The organism is Flavobacterium lacus, from assembly GCF_003268815.1.
Lineage (GTDB): Bacteria > Bacteroidota > Bacteroidia > Flavobacteriales > Flavobacteriaceae > Flavobacterium > Flavobacterium lacus.
In genome coordinates, this window is record NZ_QLSV01000002.1 from 153995 (window position 1) to 175022 (window position 21028).

The following is a 21028-nucleotide window of genomic DNA, read 5'->3' on the forward strand; positions in this document are numbered from 1 at the left end:
AACTTTGAAACACGTGGTGTCACTTTTCTTCATTACATTCGTTTTAAGCTACCTTCAAATGTAAAAAAATACGAACAGTATAGTTCGTCTTTTTGTTTTAATTTTTATTTAAATATTGATTTACAAATGTTTAAATTGTTGATTTCGTTGTATCACTAACTTTGGAACATTACCCAAACGGTTGCGGGGGGATATTAATAGATAAAATATGCTTTACAAAATTCATCTACGTCGAAAGAATTTTCTTTGAATTTTACAAGCATTAAAATACCTCCCTCTTTTCCAATAAAACTTGCAATAAATATAATATTTTTAGAATCTTCAAAAAGAATATCTATATATAACTTAACTAATTTATCACCGTAAATTAATTTATTAAAAAAATTATTCCTTTTATGAAGGTTACTGTAATTACTTGGAATAATAATTTTTGAGATACCTGAGCTTTCTTGCTTTAAATCATCAAAATTGCTACTACAATCAAAAAAATAAAATGGATCTTTTGAATTATTCAGCCTAGTATAATCATTACCCAAAATGAATTTTGCCTTTGGACTTTCTTTTATTAAACTATCTAAGACTACTTCTATTCCCTTTTTATAATAGATACTTTCATTTTGCCCAAAACTTTTCAAGTAAAAAATCAAAGTTAATGTCAAAAAAATATACTGTTTTTTCATCTCATATTAATATTAATTCCCGCTTTTTTGTTCTCCTTTCTCTTGTTTCACTCTTTTTTCCACCGCACGCTGCATTTGACGATCAAATTTCGCTCTTGTCATGACGGTACCAGCGACAAATCCCCCCGCTGCCGCACGAATCCCTTCGTGTGGCTTTACAATTTAAAATACTGAAAAACACAAATACCATCTAGTAAACCCTTTTCACCGGCATAATCTGATGCACTGCTATATTTGTAATCTTCAGGTCTAAAAAACAATTCCTTCTTCAACAGGATTGTTATGTATATAATCAATCTTTTGTTGAATTACTTCATTACTCCACAATTCAATTGACTTATTATCATGTCTCCAAAACTGATAATTTGTTATATTTGAGGTTTTTTCTGCTTCTTTTTTAAAATAATCTAATAAAAACTCTTTTCTACTTTCTTTTGAATTTTCTTGAATAGCATTAATAACGCTTCGACTCGTAAATCTTTTAAAATCTCCCAATAAAAATTCCGGTTTTTAATTAGTACTACTTCTAAAAATTAAATGAATATGATTGGTCATGATACACCAAGCATGAATTTCCATTCCTTTGTTTTTTTGACAAAATTTCAAACTTTCTAAAACCAAATCTTTGTATTCATTTCTAGTAAAAACATCAAGCCAACCCACTACGGCAAAACTTACAAAATAAAGTCCTTCTGGATTATGAAATTTATAGTTCCTGCTTATACTTTTGATTTACTTCAAATGTAGTAAAAACTTTTTTTATTTGCTAGAACCACACGAAGGGATTCGTGCGGTAGCGGGGGGATACATTAAGTTATTATAAAAGCATTTTAAGGCTTTTTAAAACCATAAAAATAGAAGAGACGACCTATTGGCCGTCTCTTTTTAATCAAAAATCTTAATTTAATCCTGTTTTTCAAATGGTTACATTGTAATTTTATCAAAACACCTAATCTGATGCATTACCCTTTTTTTATGGATTTTTATTGCTTACAAAATTTATTTATCAAACTATTACGTTTGCGTTTTGATTTTTATAAAATTTTATTCTTAAAATATTCGGATTTTAATAAAATTAACTAATTTAGAAAGTTATTTAGTTTATTTATTACCAACTTATTTTATGAAACGAATTCTACTCCTTTGCTTATTTTTATTTTCTGCCAAATCAAGTTTACTTAACGCACAAAATTTTGGCACTTTTGCTTCGGCAGTTTGGTTAACGGACTGCAACACGTCTAATTTTTTTAATACTACAGGAGAAGGAGCTAATCTAATTGGTCCGCCTCAGAATGTGTTTACCAATACGAACTTTGGTGTATTTATTCAAAACTCCGGCACATTTATTTTGCGTGGCGGAGAAGTAAAAACATTTAAAAACAGCAATGGTAATGCTTGTAGTGTTCGTATGAATTACCGAATTTACTTGGAATCAGGCACACCAGGCAGTTTCAATACCATTGATTTCCCTTTTTTTAACGATTGTAATTCGGCTACTAACGAATTTCCATCGGGTGGCCCTTGCGGTGAGGGTGATCAAAAATGGCAACGCGTCATTGCAGATGGTACTACTACACCATTCAGTCCGATTAACTTAACTTCTTTTTCACCAGGCAATTATGTATTAGAGGTGTTTTACGATGCAACGGGTGACTTCAATTCAAATTCTGAGTGTGATGATACGGTATTTGTCAATGATAGTGGAAATAATTTCAAAGCTTTTTTCTCCATTAGAGCTAATCCCATTTTTACTCCTTCCAACCCAACTACTTGTTCCGGAGCAGAGGGAAGTATTACTATTGGTAATTTAAATCCCAATTCCACTTATTCTTTCAGCTATACTGATGATGGCTCAACAGTTGGGCCAAGTTTAATTTCTGCAGACACTAACGGTCTATTTGTGATTACGGGTTTAAATGCGGGAAATTATAGCAATTACAACTTTGAAATCAACAACTGTTTAACAACGTTAAATAATAGCATAACGTTGAATGATCCCACAGTTAACCCACCAACATCCGGTGGAAACCAAACTGTTTGTGAAGATAGCCCAATTCAAACCTTAACTGCTGAAGCAACTAGTACTAATGGCTCTATTGTGGTATGGTTTGATGCCGAAACAGATGGAAATAGTGTTGTCAACCCTATTTTGGATGCAGTTGGCAGTGTAACCTATTATGCTGAAGCACAAAATGAAACTTTAAATTGTATTAGCTCCACTCGAACTGCGGTTACGTTGACCATCAACCCCGCTCCTATTGCTCCGACAGGCGAAACCACACAAACTATCTGTAGCACTGCTGCTGTTGTGTTTACATTAAATAATTTAGTTGTTAACGGAACTAGTATTCAATGGTATGCAGATGAAAATTTGACTTTACCATTAGACAATGATACACCTTTGGTAAACAACACAACCTATTATGCCACACAAACTGTAAATGGTTGCGAAAGCAATGAATATCTGGCTGTTTTGGTTATTTTAAACCAATTTGTTATCCCAACATTTGATTTTGAAAATGCCATCACGATTTGTTCGGGTGATGAAGTACCGGTTTTACCTACACAGGATAACAACGGAATCAACGGATTTTGGAATCCTTCAATAATCGATAATACCATTGGAAATACCTATACTTTTACCTCAAATAATGCTGAATGTGCCGATAATTTTACATTAGTAGTAACCGTAAATTCATCAATTACGCCTATTTTCAATTTTGAAAATGATATAACCATTTGTTCGGGAGAAGCCGTTCCCAACTTACCAACAACAGATAACAACGGGATAAGTGGAAATTGGACTCCGAACTCGATTGACAACACGCAAAACGGAACATATACGTTTGAGCCAACTGCTGAATGTGCCGATAATTTTACATTAGTAATAACCGTAAATCCGTTAATTACGCCGGTTTTCAATTTTGAAAATGATATAACCATTTGTTCGGGAGAAGTCGTTCCCAACTTACCAACAACAGATAACAACGGGATAAGTGGAAATTGGACTCCGAACTCGATTGACAACACGCAAAACGGAACATATACGTTTGAGCCAACTGCTGAATGTGCCGATAATTTTACATTAGTAATAACCGTAAATCCATTAATTACGCCGGTTTTCAATTTTGAAAATAATATAGCCATTTGTTCGGGAGAAGTCGTTCCCAACTTACCAACAACAGATAACAACGGGATAAGCGGAAGTTGGACTCCGAACTTCATTAACAACACACAAGATGGAATTTATACGTTTGAACCAACGGATGAATGTGCAACTAGTATCACTTTAAACGTTGTGGTTACATCACCGGCTACCCCAACTTTTGATTTTGGAAATGCAATCGCCATTTGTACTAATGCCGCAGTTCCTGTTTTGCCTTTAACTGACAACAATGGAGTTGGAGGCGTGTGGGAACCCTCAAATATTAATAATACAGACGGGAACACCTATACTTTCACGCCAAATGATGGACAATGTATCAATATTTTCATTTTAACTGTAACGGTAAACTCATTTCCTACGCCGGTTTTTGATTTTGGAAATACCATTACAATTTGTTCCGGAGATGATGTTCCGGTTTTACCAGCGGTTGACAACAACGGAATCAACGGTTTTTGGAACCCTTCAACTATTGATAATACAACTGGAAACACTTATACCTTTGTAGTAAATAATGCTGAATGTGCCTCTAATTTTACTTTAGTAGTTACAGTGAATCAACCCACAATTCCAACATTCTCATTGCCGGAGTCGGTTTGTTTCAATACTGAATCCTTTACTCTTCCAACAATTTCAGAAAACGGAATTGAAGGAAATTGGAATCCATCCATCGTCAATTCAACACAAGAAACACTTTATACATTTACACCTTTGAACACAACTTGTACGTCAAATTTTTTAACTACAATTGCTATAATACCAGAATTTTCAATTGAAATTACTGATGTTTGCGAAAACAATCAATTCACCTTGGGCGTTCAGCTTAATGATGGTTCCAACGTGATTTTAACAGATTATACTTGGACGAATGCGGGCGGTGCAACAGTAGGTTCAAATTCATCTACATTTAATGTAACAGAATACATTCGAAGTACTCCGGAAACAGAAACTTTCCCGCTCGAATTCACAATTAGAGCCACTTCTATTGATGACTGTTTTGTTGAAGAAACCATTAGCATTCCAACTATTTTTTGTGGGATTCAAAAAGGAATTTCACCCAACGGTGATAATTTAAACGACTTTTTCGATTTAGCATTATTAGACGTCGAAAAGCTTTCCATTTTTAATCGATATGGAAGAAAAGTATACTCACTAAATAATTATACTAATCAATGGTATGGTCAAACGGATGATGGTAAAGAACTTCCGTCCGCTACCTATTACTTCGCAATTGAATTTAGAAGTGGCGAATCAAAAACCGGCTGGATTTATGTTATGCGAGAAGAAGGTCGCTAAAAAAAATTCTTTCAATTAAAAAGCCAATCAATTCAATTTTGATTGGCTTTTTGTCTTAAAAATAAGTTAATCTAAAAATGCTCCCGTCAAAAAATCATTACTTTGGCGGTTCTAATTATTGTTACCAATGAAAAACAAATTTATTTTACTGATGCTTATGGGATTATCGGTTAGTCAAGTTGAAGCACAAGAAATCAAAAAATCATTTTCTTCTAATCCTTTTTTTAATTCGTATAACACTCCTTATAATGTTCCGCCTTTTCATTTAATTAAAAATGAACATTTTAAACCGGCTATTGAAGAGGGAATTAAAAAACAAGAGGGTGAAATAAAAGCCATTACAAATAACAAAAGTGTTGCTACGTTTGATAACACCATTTTAGCATTGGAAAATTCAGGTGAGTTATTGTCGAATGTTTCTACTGTTTTTTATAATTTGAATTCAGCAAATACGAACGAAGAAATTCAAAAAATTGCGACTGAAGTTGCTCCGTTACTCTCTGCTCACGGAGACAACATCAACCTAAATGAAAAACTATTTGCACGGGTTAAAACAGTTTGGGAACAAAAAGACAAATTGAAATTAAACCCGGAACAAAGCAAATTATTAGAAAAAACATATAAACGATTTGTTCGAAGTGGAGCCAATCTGAATGAAAAAGACAAACAACGTCTTCGTGAATTGAACAGTGAATTGGCTGTTTTAACGTTGAAATTTGGTCAAAATATTTTAGCAGAAACGAACAGTTATGAACTGGTTATCAATTCAAAAGCAGAATTGGCCGGACTTTCTGATGACTTAATTGATGCTGCTACTGCAACTGCAAAAGCAAAAGGCAAACCTGGAAAATGGGTCATCACGTTGTCTAATTCGAGTGTAATGCCCTTTCTACAATATTCTTCTAATCGAAAATTAAGACAAGAAGTTTGGACTGCTTACAAAAATCGTTGCAACAACGGTAATGAATTTGACAACAACACGATTGCAATTCGCCTAGCTTCCATGCGTGCCGAGAAAGCAAAATTATTAGGATACAAAACGCATGCTCACTACGGTTTGGAAGAAAGTATGGCAAAAACTCCGGAAAAAGTAATGGAGTTTTTAAATCAACTTTGGGAACCAGCCTTAGAAAAAGCAAAAGTGGAAGAGGCTGAAATCAAGCAAATGATGGCTTCCGAAGGAATAAAAGAGGACGTTCAACCTTATGATTGGCGTTATTACAGCGAAAAAATCAGAAAACAAAAATTTGATTTAGATGAAAATGAATTAAAACCCTATTTTAGTTTAGACGCTGCGACCCAAGGTGTTTTTATGGTTTGTGAAAAATTATACGGACTAAAATTCAAGGAATTAAAAGACGTTCCAACCTATCATAACGATGCTACCGTTTGGGAAGTAACAGAAAAAGACGGGAAACATGTTGGCGTTTTATATATGGATTTTCACCCCAGAGATTCAAAACGTGGTGGTGCTTGGATGACATCCTATCGCCCGCAAAAAACAGTAAACGGAAAGCGAATTGCTCCGGTCATTTCAATCGTATGTAATTTTACAAAACCAACTGAAAATGCTCCTGCATTGTTCACATTTGATGAAGTGACGACTTATTTTCATGAATTTGGTCATGCCCTTCACGGATTATTATCGGATGTAACATACCAAAGTTTAGCTGGAACAAGTGTTTCAAGAGATTTTGTTGAATTACCGTCACAAGTAATGGAAAACTGGGCTTCTGATCCGGAAGTTTTAAAAATGTATGCAAAGCATTACAAGACAGGACAAGTGATCCCGGATGAATTAATTCAAAAGTTAGAAAATGCAGGAACCTATGGTCAAGGCTTTGCTACTGTTGAATATTTGGCTTCTGCCTTTTTAGATATGGATTTTCATACTTCGGAAGGAACAATCTCTGGTACAGCTAATGAGTTTGAATTGAATTCAATGAAAAATAAAGGATTAATCAATTCTATTATTCCCAGACACAGAGCAACCTATTTCAGCCATGTTTTTTCAGGAGGCTATTCTGCCGGATATTACAGCTACATTTGGTCTGGCGTTTTAGATACCGATGCGTTTGATCAATTCAAAAAAACATCCTTATTTAACGCCGCTAAAGCAAATTCATTCCGAAAAAACATCTTAGAAAGAGGTGGGACAGAAGAGCCAATGGAATTGTATAAAAAATTCAGAGGAGCTGAACCAAGTATCGAACCTTTGTTAAAAAAACGCGGCTTAGACAGAAAATCAAAATAATTATATAGGTTAGGTTAATTCAAAAAAAATCCCGGAATGATCATCATTTCGGGATTTTTTAATTCTTTTTATCCGTGGTAAACTCGGGAGAGAACTATTTTACCATCTCTAATTTCCAGCACTTCTGCCACGAGTAAATCGTCTTCATTTTCTACAGAACGAACATATTCCATAAAAACCCGATCGGTATTTGCCGTTAACGAAGTTACCTTATATTTTAAGGTTGGCAAACGTTCAAACGAGTCTTTCCACCATTCTCGCATAGCAGCTTGACCAATAACCAATCCGTTTGTTTCTGGCTTTCTACTTTTTAACTTCGGACTATAATGTTGAGCATTTTCATCATATAACGATAATAATTGTTCTACATTATGTTGATTAAATGCATCAAACCACTTGTAGGCTATTGACGTAATTTCTTGTGAACTCATTAATAATTCTTCAAGTTAATGATTTCCTGCTCGGTTAAAAATCGCCAATTCCCTCTGGGTAAATTCTTTTTGGTCAATCCCGCAAAGGAAACTCGATCTACCTTTAATACATCATACTTAAATTTCTCAAAAATAGCACGAACCACTTTTACGTTTGGCGTACGCAGTTTAATTCCAATTTCAGTCTTTGGTTGATCTTCGATATAACTGATTTCATCCACATACAATTTATGTTCATCAAATGAAACACCACCGGAGATTTTTTCTAAATCTTCAAACTTTAGGTTTTTATCTAAGGTAACTTGGTAAATTTTGGTCGATTTTTGATTTGGCAAACTGAATTTACGAATCATATCGGTATCATTCGTAAACAACAATAATCCGGTTGTGTTTTTATCCATTCTCCCAATGGCTTGCACTTTGGCTTGCGTTGAATTTTTGATTAACTCAAAAACATTTCGCATATCGCGATCATCTTCCACGGAAGTGGTAAAATTTTTCGGTTTATTCAATAAAATATATTCTTTCTTCTCAGGAATAATCGTGGCTCCATCAAAATTAACCACATCGCCGGGCTTAACTTGATATCCCATTTCAGTGATTACAAGTCCATTCACTTTTACATTTCCAGATTGAATATAAATATCCGCATCACGACGCGAACAAGCACCCGAATTAGCAATATATTTATTCAAACGAATATCATCCGATTTTACTTTTGGTTTAGCTGCAGGAGTTGCTGTAGTAGTTTTTGCCGCAGTTGGTGTTGCTTTCTTAGGTTTTTGCGAACGCTTGTCCATCGCTGGTTTTGGCTTACTAAAACCCGTTGTTTTTCCCTTTGTTGTTCTGTTGGAAGTTGATTTTCTGTTGCTTCCGTCTTTCTTGTTCATCCTTGAAAATTTTTGCAAAGATACGGAATTGGAAATTGGAATCGGAAGTTGTTTTACTTTTCGGTTTTATATGTCCAAAACGTCCCTTCCGTGAATCAAAACGGACGGTTTAATTAAAACAATACTAAAAACGCCAGCAACAATAATAAACTTAATAATGTTATGTAAAAGAAGGTAATTTTCTTTGGAATCTGATTTCCATAATTTGGCTAAGAAGAAAATCAAAATAACAAAACTTGAATAAAAATAGATATCCATGTAACCAACATCATAAATTTCAATTAAAACATACACCGGAATCACTGTGCATAAAACCAAAAAAGTGATGATTTTTTTTGAGAAACCTTCGCCCAAAATCACCGGAATAGTTCGATAATTTTGTGCTAAATCACCAATAATATTTTCTAAGTCTTTTATCATTTCTCTGATTAAAATCAATAAAAAAAGGAAAGAAGCATGTGCAAAGATCACATAATATTTGTCATTATTTAGGTTGAAAATTATTGCATCAATTTTTTGATAATATAAAAGAATGGCGAAAAAAGGCAAAATTGCCAACAAAGCGGCTGTGATATTCCCGATGATGGGGTATTTTTTTATCTTATGTGAATAAAACCATATTAAAAAAATATAAGCGGAAAAAAAGAAAACCGCTCGCCAAGAAACCAATGTTGCAATGAGAAACACAAAAAAATTAAACCCGAAATAAACGTGCAATTTTGTTTTTTGTGAAACCAACCTGTCTAGCATTGTTTTGTTGGGTTTGTTGATCAAGTCTTTTTGACTATCATAAAAACTATTAATAATATAACCCGATGCAATGGTTAAAGTAGAAGCTAAAACGATAATAAACAAATTAAAATCTAAAATTACATCCATCGCTCTGGTTTTTGGCGATAAAATAAATATTGCTGAAAGATATTGAGCTAAAATTATAATCGGAATATTATACCCCCGAACCACCGAAAACAAACTGATTATTTTCATCAAAATCAATTTATTTTTTCTGGATAATGCCATAAGTATAAAGAAAAAATCAAGAGAAATTCTTGATTTTTATTAGGTTTTTTAAAATTGATAAACCACTTCTAGTTTATAGTCTTTTAATGATTCTTTTGCTTTTTCTAAATCTTGTGTAAAGCCAAGAATATATCCTCCACCTCCTGAACCACAAAGTTTTAAGTAGTAATCATTGGTATCGATTCCGTTTTGCCAAACGTTGTGAAACTGTTCAGGAATCATTGGTTTGAAGTTATTTAGCACTACTTTAGATAATTTCTTAGTATTGCTGAAAAGAGATTTGATGTCACCTTGCAAAAAGTTTTCTACACACGCATCAGTATGTTTAACAAACTGATTTTTGAGCATTCTTCTGAAACCTTGGTCTTTTAAATTCTCCATAAAAATATTGACCATCGGAGCCGTTTCGCCAATAATTCCTGAGTCTAACAAAAATACAGCTCCTTTGCCATTGGTTACTTGAGACGGTATTCCCGTAGGCTCGATGTTGTCTTTCGAATTGATTAAAATTGGTAAACTTAAATAGCTGTTCAAAGGATCTAAACCAGAACTTTTTCCGTGGAAAAAAGATTCCATTTGCGAAAAAACTGCTTTTAATTGTAATAATTTTTCTCGTGTTAAATTCTCTAAAACCGTGATTTTATTGTTGGCATATTTATCATAAATAGCAGCCACTAAAGCACCGCTACTTCCAACACCATAACCTTGCGGAATAGATGAATCAAAGTACATTCCTCTATCAATATCTTGTTGAAGTAATGCTAAATTGAAAGTTACCAACTCCGGTTGCTCGGCTTGCAATTGCTCTAGATGGGCCGTAAATCGTCGTAAACTTTCGTTTGATTTAACAGCTTCCGGCGACGGATTTTCACTCACTTTCAATGCTCCGTTATAAAAATTATACGGAATCGAAAGTCCTTTTGAATCTTTAATGATTCCGTATTCTCCGAATAGAAGAATTTTTGAGTAAAAAAGTGGTCCTTTCATATTTAATTTATAATTGACAATTAATAATTGATAATTATTTTGACTTTGATGTATTAATAATACTGATTAGCAATTTTAAAATTTCAATATTTTTAGCTTTTATAGTATGAAATTCCATTTCGTTTATAAACTTTGTTTCATATAACAAATCTAACCAATATTCTGTTTCGTTAGCTTCTTTTAAAGAAATTGCTAATTTATGAATAAAATCTGCTTTACTTTCCGCTTGTTCTGCTTCTCTAACATTAGCACCTATTGAAGTCCCTGAACGAAGTAGCTGTCTAGACAAAACAAATTCTTTTTTCTCTACTAAAACCTTATAAAGGTAAACTATTTCTACCGCGAATTCAAAAGATTTTTCTTTAATAACATTTTTTTTCTCCATATCAAGAATTGTCAATTGTTAATTATCCATTATCAATTGAGCTCCTTTTCCAATTTCATCGCAAATATACTGTTCGTTTTGACAATGCACAACTAATTCATTCTTAATAAATTGCAAAACTTCTTCGCAAACGTTTGCTGGATAAAGCACGTGAACATTTGCACCGGCATCTAAAGTGAAGCAAACTTGAATTGCTGTTTCTTGTCTAAATCTCCAAATTTTGTTGATAATTTCCAATGTATTAGGTTTCATCAGAATAAAATAGGGCATTGAGGTCATCATCATCGAGTGCAGTGTTAACGCCTCACTTTCCACGAGTTTTACAAATTCAACAACATCACCTTTGGTTAAAATGGATTTAATTTCTGATAAATTATGATGGGCTTGTTCAAATCGTTTTTCGGCATACGGGTGACCATTCATTAAATCGTGACCTAACGTACTAGAAACTTGTTTTTCGCCTTTATCTACCAATAAAATCGTGTCTTGATAATTTTTAAAATTGGGATGAAGTTCAGAAAATTCAATCCCAAATAAATCGGAACTGTTTTCAGTTTGCTGATGATTTCCCCAAATAACCACTTCGCCTTTTATACTTCTGCAGGCACTTCCTGAACCCAATCGGGCTAAAAAAGAAGCTTTTTGGTTGAAATAATCCTTTGTCATTTCGGGATTTAATTCCTTTTCCAAACTCATAAAATTCACCGCCAACGCAGCCATTCCCGAAGCTGAAGATGCAATTCCTGAACTATGCGGAAATGTATTTTGAGTATCAATCGTAAAATGATAATCTTTTAAAAATGGCAAATAAACCTCGACTCTTTCCAGAAATTTTTGAATTTTTGGTCTGAATGCTTCTTTCGGTTTTCCTTCAAACAATAAATCAAATGAAAAATTGTCCGTTTTTTCAATTTTAGAAAAAGACAAATTTGTGATGGTCTTACAATTTTTCAACGTAAAACTTATCGATGGATTGGCAGGAATTTGATGTTCCTTTTTTCCCCAATATTTCACCAAGGCAATATTACTGGGAGCCGACCATTGAAAACTTCCATTTTCGACCGTTTTAGAATAATTTTTCGGAATAAAATCTGAAGGTGACAGCATGCAATTTTTTTTGGCAAAGATACATTTTTTGAGTGATTTGCTCTTTTTTGGCAACAGATTTGTTACATTTGAATAAAAACCATCATGTCAAAAATTGTGAAAATTGCGATTGCTGTTGCCATTTGTTTAGGCGTTGGTTATGGTTCGAGTTTAGTGACTCAATCATCGATAACCACTTGGTACCCGACCATAAATAAACCATTTTTTAATCCTCCTAACGAAGTATTTGCTCCGGTTTGGACCATTCTTTTTGTGATGATGGGTGTGAGTGCCGGCTTAGTCTGGAGTAAGATGGAATCGGTTCCTCTTCTGGTCAAAAAGGCACTTTGGGTTTTTGTGATTCAATTAATTTTAAACGCATTGTGGAGTTTTTTGTTTTTTGGACTACAGAATCCGTTTTTAGCTCTAGCCGAAATTCTTTTACTTTGGCTGATGATTTTTGAAACGATTAAATTGTTTAAACCGATTGATGCGTTGGCGAGTAAATTACTGATTCCCTATTTACTATGGGTGAGTTTTGCGATGGTTCTAAATGGAGCTATTTGGTGGTTGAATAGGTGAAAACTTTGTTAGTTAGCCGCTGATTCGCTGATGTGTTTAATTTCAAACCCCTAAAACACTCTCAATTTCTTTAACTTTACCAACGGGTAAGTTATCTAAGTGATAGTTTCCAATTCGCACACGAATTAAACGTAAAGTTGGGAAACCTACAGCAGAAGTCATTTTTCGCACTTGACGAAACTTACCTTCTGTTAATGTGATGGAAACCCAAGAGGTCGGTCCGTGCCGTTCATCACGAATTTTTTGCGAACGAAGAGGAAAATTTGGGTCGTCAATCAATTTCGCTTGGCATTTTTTGGTTTTGTATTTGGTTCCTTTAAAACCAATTAACACACCGTTTTGAAGTTGCTCAACGGCTTCTTGTGTGATGATTCCGTCCACTTGAGCATAATATTCTTTTTCTACTTTTTTGCTTCTTACGACTTCGCTCATCATTCCGTCGGTGGTGAGAATGAGCAACCCTTCAGAATCTTCATCTAAACGACCAATTGCCATTGTTCCCGGAGGAAAATCGTGTAATTCTCCCAATAATTTTTTGGTTCGCTTCAGTTCATAGATAAACTGACTGAGGTAGCCATAGGGTTTGTGAATTAAGAAGTGGCGGTGATTTGTCATGTTTTTATGCGTGTTCAGTTGGCAGTCGCAGTGTTCAGTCACAGTTGGCAGATTTAGAGATAAAACATTGATTTTCTCGACTTTGGCTTCAATTTCACAAAATAAAAATTTCTGTTCAAAAGTCTCTGCGTCTTTGCGAGAAATATAGTACCTCACCCGGAGACGCTAAGTCGCAAAATTTAAATTAGCGAGAAAACCGAAAATCGTATAAAGCAAAAAAGCCATTCACCAAAAGGTGAAAAGCTTTTCATTGGTCTAACTACTAAACCAGGACTTCCTTTCGGTCGTCCAAAACAACACAACTATTTTAAATGCCTCACTGAACTTTTATTTTTATATGTGTTCAGCGAATGCATAGCATTTGCTTTTTTGGGCAAAAAAGCACTTTGGTAACAAAGTGCTTTTAAAAATTTTCCCAATTTTAGCGGTCTGGACGGGACTCGAACCCGCGACCCCATGCGTGACAGGCATGTATTCTAACCAACTGAACTACCAAACCATCGCTTTATTGCGGTTGCAAATATACAACGTATTTCTATATCTGCAAGGATTTTTTTTACTTTTTTTAGACAATCCTGAAAGCTACTATCCAAACATTTGTTTTTCAACTAAATATGTGGTTAATATTTTTTCAAAATTGGCTCCTACATTAACCGGAACATATTTTATTTTGTTTTGAGCACAGGTCATCGCTACTTTTTTGAAATAGGAATCCACGCTTTTTTCATAGGCTTCTTTAATATTTTCGGCAAATAAATTGACTGTTTCACCCGTTTCTACGTCAATAAATTTGCGAGGAGCGTTATCAAAATCAAAATTTAGTTCTCGCTTTTCATCTATAACATGAAACAAAACAACTTTATGTTTGTTGTGTTTTAAGTGTTGAAGAGCATTAAAAAGAGCTTCTTCTTCGCCTGTTTGAAACATATCGGTAAACAGAACAATCATGGAACGACGGTGCATTTTTTCGGCAATTTGATGTAAAAATGTAACGGTTTCGGTTGGTTTTGATGTTTTTGGATTTTCTAACAAATCTTCTAGTTTATTGAGTACCATTCGATGATGACGATCACTTCCTTTTTCGGGAGCATAGTATTCATACGTATCTGAATAAACACTTAAACCCACTGCATCACGTTGTTTTTTGAGCAAATTCATCAAAACAGCCGACGCCAAAACCGAAAATCCTATTTTACTTTCATAAAAAGGTTCGTCCTTTTTTAACTTCGGAAAATGCATGGACGAAGAATTATCAATAATCAAATGACAACGGAGATTGGTTTCTTCTTCGTATTTTTTGGTGTATAAACGGTCAGTTTTTGCAAATAACTTCCAATCGATATGCTTAGTACTTTCGCCTTTGTTATACACTTTATGTTCCGCAAATTCAGCTGAAAATCCGTGAAAAGGCGATTTATGCATTCCGGAAATAAAACCTTCTACTACTTGGTTGGCAAGTAGTTCGAGGTGTTTGAAACCGGATATGATCTGTTTTTGAGATTCGATGTTCATCTTTCAAAGATATCAAATCCCAGTTGAGCTACAAAAGAAAATAACACAAGACTCCGCTAATTTTATGTTAAGATGGTTTAGGTGCTTTCGCCATCAATTTTCGCATAACACTCGGGAATAAGCGTTGAATCCAGATAAATATTTTACCATGAGCCGTAAAAATGTAGTTTCGCTTTCGTTGCCAAATGGCTTTAACCATAACTTGTGCCGCTTTTTCTGTTGGCCACATCATTTTTGCCGGTCTGGGATCTTTCCGATCCGGATGCCAAACTCCATGGTTATCGATGCGGGCTATCTCCGATTTAACAAAACCGGGATGTAATGTAGTGCAACTTACACCGGTGCCTTGTAATTCAACTTGAAAAGTTAAGCCAATTGAATTTACGGCTGCTTTGGAAGCTCCATAGGCTCCAACATAAGGATTTGGAAGATACGCTCCAACACTTCCCACTAGAGCAAGTCTTCCTTTGGTTTGTTTTAAATGAGGTAATGCATATTTAGCTGTTAAAGCAAGCCCGATGACATTTCCTTCTAATTGTCTTCGCCACTCCTCTTGAGTCAAATCCTCCATTTTGCCAAATACTCCGAAACCGGCATTGGCCACTGCAACATCAAGTTTATTGAATTCTTGTATGATTTTTTGTGTACAACTCTGAATGCTCTTTTCTTCTAAAATATCACAATAAAACGCTTTTGCTTTTCCACCAAAATTTTTAATTTCAGAAACTAATTTATCTAATTCATCTATTCTTCGGGCTGTTACTGCCACTGTGGCTCCTTGTTTTGCAAATTCTATTGCCACAGCTCTACCTATTCCGGAGGAAGCACCGGTAATCCAAACGATGTGATTTTGAAAAGTCATGGGAAGTAAGTTTGTTTAAACAATTAACTTTCAGTAATTTGAAATAAAGATAGTTAATTCTTTTGAAATTATATTTCTAAAAATAAACTGGTAATTGCATGACATTAAAACATTATGCATTTCATATTACAAAAAAAGGCCTGATTTTCATCAGACCTTCACAATTCTTTTAAATTGAAAATTACAACAATGCATCAATCGCATCGGTATAATTTTTCTTTGGAGCAACACCAACTTGTCTTCCAACCACTTCTCCGTTTTGGAAAACCAAAACCGTTGGAATGTTTCTAACGCCGTATTTTGCAGCAAATTCTTGGTTTGCATCTACGTCTACTTTTCCAACAACCGCTTTTCCTTCATATTCTGTTGCTATTTCATCGATAACCGGTCCAACCATTCTACAAGGTCCGCACCAAGCTGCCCAAAAATCTACTACTACCGGTTTATCTGATTTTAAAACTACTTCATCAAAAGTAGCATCTGTTATTGCTAATGCCATTTTTATATTTTTATTGGTTAATGTTCTATTATTTAACACTGCAAATTTAAAAATTTAAAACTTAAAGTCATGTTAATTGGAAATTAGTTTTGATTATGAATGTATTGGTGGAATTGATAACTAATTCAACCTAAAATCAACCTGCTTTTTCTCCAACTCGCTCAACAATTCATTCGAAATTTGAACTTTTAGTTTTCGGCTGGGCATGCTTAACTTCGTTACCATTCTGATTTCTTCAGTTGGAGCTTCAATTTCCACCTCAATATCCTCTAAATTCTCAATGTCTAAATCATCATCCGAAGCAATTGCAATTGGTTTAATCTCAACTTCTTTTTTTACTTTTTCTAATTCCATTACTTCAAACGTAACTGTGTTATCTCCTTGAAAAGTTTTGAAAATCGTACTTAATTCGGCAATCAAATTTTGTTGCAATGCCATAATATCCATCTGAATCGTGAGTTTTTTTGCAAATTGAGGCAACACGTCCTGCAAATATTGAATCAATTGAAACGTAATTCGCGGATCACCTTTTTTACCGGTTTCTTTATTTGCCCAACCTTCACGCACCATCACTTTTATAAACGTAAAATTATTTTGAATGATAAAATGCCTGAATTTCAAATATTCCTCTCCATAAATTCTAAATTCATAGCTTTCATCGTAGCCTTCCAACATAAACGAAGCCCAACCTTTTCCGTTTTGAGAAACTCGATGTTGTACGTTAGTTATAATTCCTCCAAAAGTCAGATTTTTATTCACATGTTGATCCAAATTTTTAAGGAATTCTAATTTAGAATTACAGAAATATTTCATCTCAAAACGAAAATCATCCAACGGATGGCCGGAAATATAAATACCAACCACTTCTTTTTCTTTGGCTAATTTTTCCATCGTACTCCATTCGTCGCAAGGCGGAACTTGAGGTTCTGCAATTTGCACATCGCTGGCTTCACCAAACAAACTCACTTGAGCCGAATTTTCATTTTCCTGAAATTTTGCTCCGTAGCGAATGGCTTTTTCCAAAAACGTAATGTTGTCACCATCGTGATGGAAATATTGTGCACGATGCGTTGCCGAAAAACCATCAAATCCACCTGCTAAAGCTAAATTCTCAAAGGCTTTTTTGTTCGCTGCACGCAAATCAATTCGTTTGGCTAAATCAAAAATAGACTTATATTTTCCGTCTTTCAATCGGTTTTGCACGATGGTTTCCACCGCACCTGCTCCTACTCCTTTGATAGCTCCCATCCCGAAACGGATTGCACCATCATCATTTACGGTAAATTTATAGAATGATTCATTCACATCAGGACTCAAAACCCGCATTCCCATTCGCTTGCATTCTTCCATAAAAAACGAAACCTGTTTGATGTCGTTCATGTTGTTAGAAAGCACCGCTGCCATATATTCCGCAGGATAATGAGCTTTAAGATAAGCCGTTTGATAACCAATCCAAGCATAGCAAGTGGAATGCGATTTGTTGAAGGCATAACTTGCAAAAGCTTCCCAATCTTTCCAAATTTTTTCTAAAACAGTTGCATCGTGACCTTTAGATGCTGCTTGTTCTATGAATTTTGGTTTCATTTTATCCAAGGTTGCTCGATCTTTTTTACCCATTGCTTTACGCAAAACGTCGGCATCACCTTTTGAAAAATCGGCCAAAGATTGAGACAAAAGCATTACTTGCTCTTGGTATACTGTAATTCCGTAGGTTTCACCTAAATATTCTGCACAAGCATCTAAATCATATTTTATTTCTTCTTCGCCATTTTTTCGTCGAACAAAAGAGGGAATATACTCTAATGGTCCCGGACGATAAAGTGCATTCATCGCAATTAAATCACCAAAAACCGTTGGCTTTAAATCACGAAGGTATTTTTGCATACCAACCGATTCGTATTGGAAAATTCCTACCGTTTCTCCACGCTGAAAAAGTTCATACGTTTTTACATCATCGATAGGAAAAGTATCGGGATCGAGGTCAATTCCGTTTCTATATTTTACTAATTTAACCGTGTCTTTAATTAAAGTAAGCGTTTTCAAACCCAAAAAGTCCATCTTCAACAAGCCGGCACTTTCTACCACCGAGTTATCAAATTGAGTGACATATAACTCCGAATCTTTGGCTGTTGCCACGGGAACAAAATTGGTAATATCGCTCGGCGTAATGATCACTCCGCACGCATGAATTCCTGTATTTCGCAACGAACCTTCGAGTACTTTTGCTTGTTGAATGGTTTCGCCGGCCAAATCACCTTCGTTGGCAATCGCAATTAATTCTTTGATGCTATCAAATTCATCTGAACGAACTGCTTTTTTTACTTCTTCGATTGAATCGGATAAAAATCGAGCTAAACTCCATTTTCCAGGCATCATTCCCGGGATTAATTTGGCTAATTTATCGGCTTCAAAAAGAGGTAAATCCAGCACACGAGCAGTATCTCTCAACGAAGATTTGGTTGCCATTTTACCATACGTAATAATCTGTGCCACCTGATTGGAACCGTATTTATCAATCACATATTGCATCACACGACCACGACCTTCATCATCAAAATCGATATCAATATCGGGCATCGAAACCCTATCAGGATTTAGGAAACGCTCAAAAAGCAAATCGTATTCTAGGGGATCAATATTAGTAATCCACAAACAATATGCTACCACTGAACCGGCAGCCGAACCACGACCGGGACCAACCGAAACATCCATCTCACGTGCGGCTCTGATAAAATCTTGAACAATCAAAAAGTAACCGGGATAACCTGTATTTTCAATGGTTTTTAACTCAAAATTAAGCCGTTCTTCGATTTCGGGTGTAATAGTTCCGTACCGTTTTTTGGCTCCTTCAAAGGTGAGGTATTTCAAAAATAAATTTTCTCCTCTTTTCCCTGCATCTTCTTCATCTTCGGCAACTAAAAATTCTTCCGGAATGTCAAATTTTGGCAATAAAACCCCACGAGCCAAATCGAAAATTTCAATTTTATCGACTACTTCGTTACTATTTAAAATGGCTTCGGGTAAATCGGAAAAGAGTTTTTTCATCTCGTCGCCCGACTTGAAATAATATTCTTGATTAGGCAATCCGTAACGGTAGCCGCGACCTCTCCCTATGGGTGTGGCTTGCTTTTCTCCATCGCGAACACACAATAAAATATCGTGAGCATTCGCATTTTCTTTATCTACATAAAAAACATTGTTGGTCGCCACTATTTTAACATCATGTTTTCTAGCTAATGAAATTAACGAGGTATTCACTCGGTTTTCATCTTCTTGGTTGTGCCGCATGAGTTCGATATAAAAATCGTCACCAAACTCCTTCTTCCACCAAAGCAGGGCTTCTTCGGCTTGATTTTCACCAACATTTAATAATTTATTAGAAACTTCTCCGGCTAAACTACCTGACAAAACAATAATATCTTCTTTGTATTGTTTGATGACTTCTTTGTCAATTCTAGGAACATAATAAAATCCGTCAATAAATCCGATGGAAGACATTTTAGCCAAATTGTGGTAGCCCTTTTTATTTTTAGCCAACAAAACTACTTGGTAACCATTGTCCTTTCGGGTTTTGTCTTTGTGATTATCACATACAAAAAATTCGCAACCTACAATAGGTTTAATAATTGTTTCTGTTGGAGTTTCTCCGGCTTCAATGGCTGCTTTATTTTTAGCTTCAGCTGATTTATTATGGTTTAACACATCGCGTACAAAATGAAATGCTCCCATCATGTTGCCAATATCGGTCATGGCAACAGCCGGCATTTTATTTTTTACGGCGGCTTTCACCAAATCGGCGACAGAAATCGTGGATTGCAACACAGAAAATTGCGAATGATTATGTAGATGCACAAAATCAACATCAACTAATGATTTCTGGTTTTCAACCAAATCGGTTTTGGCAACTTCTTTCGGCTGTTCTTTTTGAAATTGTTTCCGAATGGCTTCGGAAGCCTCTTTCAGATTAATATGTTTTAATCCGATGAGTTGAATCTCTTTCGGATTTTGTTCATTAAAATTTTTGAAATAATTGGCCGGAACATCGAGTTCTTCTTTGGTGAAAATTTCGCGTTTAATCAGTTCCAAAAAACAACGTGTTGTTGCTTCCACATCGGCAGTGGCATTATGAGCTTCTGAAAAAGGAACAGCAAAAAGGTATTGATGTAATTCGGTTAAGGTAGGTAGCTTAAATTTTCCTCCACGACCTCCGGGAAGTTTTAACAAATTTGCTGTGACTTCGGTACACGTATCCAAAACCGGCATAGAACTCATTGGAGAATCCACTTTCATACGATGAAATTCACATCCCATAATATTCACATCAAACCCAACATTCTGACCAACAATGAATTTGGCTTTGCTTAATGCGAAGTTGAATTTTTCGAGAACTTCACTCAAAGGAATTCCATTTTGCTGAGCCAATTCCGTTGAAATACCATGAATACGTTCTGCATCATACGGAATATTAAATCCATTTGGTTGCACGAGATAATCTTGATGTTCGACTAAATTTCCCATTTCATCGTGCAATTGCCATGCAATTTGAATACATCGAGGCCAGTTGTCGGTATCGGTAATTGGTGCATCCCAACGTTTGGGTAAGCCGGTGGTTTCGGTATCGAAGATTAAAAACATGCGCGAGTGATTAGTGAAAAGTGATTCGTAATTAGCGGAAAAACCAATTGATCATTACAATTTCAAAAATACATTTTACCGCAGAGAATGTCAACTTTAGTTATCAACAAAACAAAAAACCATCCTGATTG

The 21028-nt window shown here is 35.1% G+C and carries 17 protein-coding genes and 1 tRNA gene; 3 read left to right on the forward strand and 15 right to left on the reverse strand.

The features are described from left to right. Positions 1–194 precede the first annotated feature (194 nt). The 3 genes from B0I10_RS02320 to B0I10_RS15865 all read right to left on the reverse strand — a co-directional run bounded on the left by B0I10_RS02320 (position 195) and on the right by B0I10_RS15865 (position 1343). Positions 195–680: a hypothetical protein gene (locus B0I10_RS02320; protein ID WP_112084885.1), complete on the reverse strand. Its 486-nt coding sequence runs from the start codon at positions 678–680 to the stop codon at positions 195–197. 249 nt (positions 681–929) lie between these two features. Then, positions 930–1175 carry a hypothetical protein gene (locus B0I10_RS15860; protein WP_317047173.1) on the reverse strand — a complete coding sequence of 82 codons (246 nt, stop codon included), beginning with the start codon at positions 1173–1175 and terminating at the stop codon, positions 930–932. Between the two features lie 15 nt (positions 1176–1190). Next, a complete protein-coding gene (locus tag B0I10_RS15865) occupies positions 1191–1343 on the reverse strand; it encodes a transposase (RefSeq protein WP_317047174.1) in 153 nt (50 codons plus the stop codon). Positions 1344–1803: 460 nt separating this feature from the next. Between B0I10_RS15865 and B0I10_RS02330 the strand changes: the two genes are divergently transcribed. Together B0I10_RS02330 and B0I10_RS02335 are read left to right on the forward strand one after the other, a co-directional pair. Then, positions 1804–5139, forward strand: a complete 3336-nt coding sequence (locus B0I10_RS02330; RefSeq protein WP_112084886.1) for a T9SS type B sorting domain-containing protein — start codon at positions 1804–1806, stop codon at positions 5137–5139. Positions 5140–5266: 127 nt separating this feature from the next. After that, a complete protein-coding gene (locus B0I10_RS02335; protein WP_112084887.1) occupies positions 5267–7393 on the forward strand; it encodes a M3 family metallopeptidase in 2127 nt (708 codons plus the stop codon). 68 nt (positions 7394–7461) lie between these two features. Here B0I10_RS02335 and B0I10_RS02340 read toward each other — a convergent pair whose 3' ends face one another. The 6 genes from B0I10_RS02340 to B0I10_RS02365 all read right to left on the reverse strand — a co-directional run bounded on the left by B0I10_RS02340 (position 7462) and on the right by B0I10_RS02365 (position 12213). Continuing rightward, positions 7462–7824 (reverse strand): nuclear transport factor 2 family protein, encoded by a 363-nt coding sequence (locus tag B0I10_RS02340; protein ID WP_112084888.1) that lies wholly within the window; start codon positions 7822–7824, stop codon positions 7462–7464. Next, positions 7824–8714: a pseudouridine synthase gene (locus tag B0I10_RS02345; protein ID WP_112084889.1), complete on the reverse strand. Its 891-nt coding sequence runs from the start codon at positions 8712–8714 to the stop codon at positions 7824–7826. The genes B0I10_RS02340 and B0I10_RS02345 overlap by 1 nt, the downstream gene beginning before the upstream one ends. A 66-nt stretch (positions 8715–8780) precedes the next feature. Further along, complete coding sequence (locus tag B0I10_RS02350; protein WP_245942936.1) at positions 8781–9701, reverse strand: geranylgeranylglycerol-phosphate geranylgeranyltransferase; 921 nt, start codon at positions 9699–9701, stop codon at positions 8781–8783. An 81-nt stretch (positions 9702–9782) separates the two neighbouring features. Next, complete coding sequence (locus B0I10_RS02355; RefSeq protein ID WP_112084891.1) at positions 9783–10721, reverse strand: mevalonate kinase family protein; 939 nt, start codon at positions 10719–10721, stop codon at positions 9783–9785. A gap of 34 nt (positions 10722–10755) precedes the next feature. Then, on the reverse strand, positions 10756–11106 hold the full coding sequence (locus tag B0I10_RS02360) for a four helix bundle protein (protein ID WP_112084892.1): 351 nt from the start codon (positions 11104–11106) through the stop codon (positions 10756–10758). An 18-nt stretch (positions 11107–11124) separates the two neighbouring features. Continuing rightward, positions 11125–12213 (reverse strand): diphosphomevalonate/mevalonate 3,5-bisphosphate decarboxylase family protein, encoded by a 1089-nt coding sequence (locus tag B0I10_RS02365; protein ID WP_112084893.1) that lies wholly within the window; start codon positions 12211–12213, stop codon positions 11125–11127. Between the two features lie 84 nt (positions 12214–12297). Here B0I10_RS02365 and B0I10_RS02370 point away from each other — a divergent pair, with 84 nt between their 5' ends. Then, positions 12298–12774: a TspO/MBR family protein gene (locus tag B0I10_RS02370; protein WP_112084894.1), complete on the forward strand. Its 477-nt coding sequence runs from the start codon at positions 12298–12300 to the stop codon at positions 12772–12774. A 42-nt stretch (positions 12775–12816) separates the two neighbouring features. Here B0I10_RS02370 and B0I10_RS02375 read toward each other — a convergent pair whose 3' ends face one another. From B0I10_RS02375 to dnaE, 6 genes are all read right to left on the reverse strand, one after another. After that, positions 12817–13389 (reverse strand): pseudouridine synthase, encoded by a 573-nt coding sequence (locus B0I10_RS02375; protein WP_112085031.1) that lies wholly within the window; start codon positions 13387–13389, stop codon positions 12817–12819. Between the two features lie 425 nt (positions 13390–13814). Beyond that, positions 13815–13888: transfer RNA gene (locus B0I10_RS02380), tRNA-Asp, on the reverse strand. 86 nt (positions 13889–13974) lie between these two features. After that, a complete protein-coding gene (locus B0I10_RS02385; protein ID WP_112084895.1) occupies positions 13975–14901 on the reverse strand; it encodes a DUF58 domain-containing protein in 927 nt (308 codons plus the stop codon). Positions 14902–14968: 67 nt separating this feature from the next. After that, on the reverse strand, positions 14969–15763 hold the full coding sequence (locus B0I10_RS02390; protein ID WP_112084896.1) for an SDR family NAD(P)-dependent oxidoreductase: 795 nt from the start codon (positions 15761–15763) through the stop codon (positions 14969–14971). Between the two features lie 181 nt (positions 15764–15944). Then, a complete protein-coding gene (trxA, locus tag B0I10_RS02395) occupies positions 15945–16262 on the reverse strand; it encodes a thioredoxin (RefSeq protein WP_112085032.1) in 318 nt (105 codons plus the stop codon). A 120-nt stretch (positions 16263–16382) separates the two neighbouring features. Further along, entirely contained in the window at positions 16383–20897 is a 4515-nt protein-coding gene (gene dnaE / locus B0I10_RS02400; protein ID WP_112084897.1) for a DNA polymerase III subunit alpha, read from the reverse strand. Positions 20898–21028: the final 131 nt, after the last annotated feature.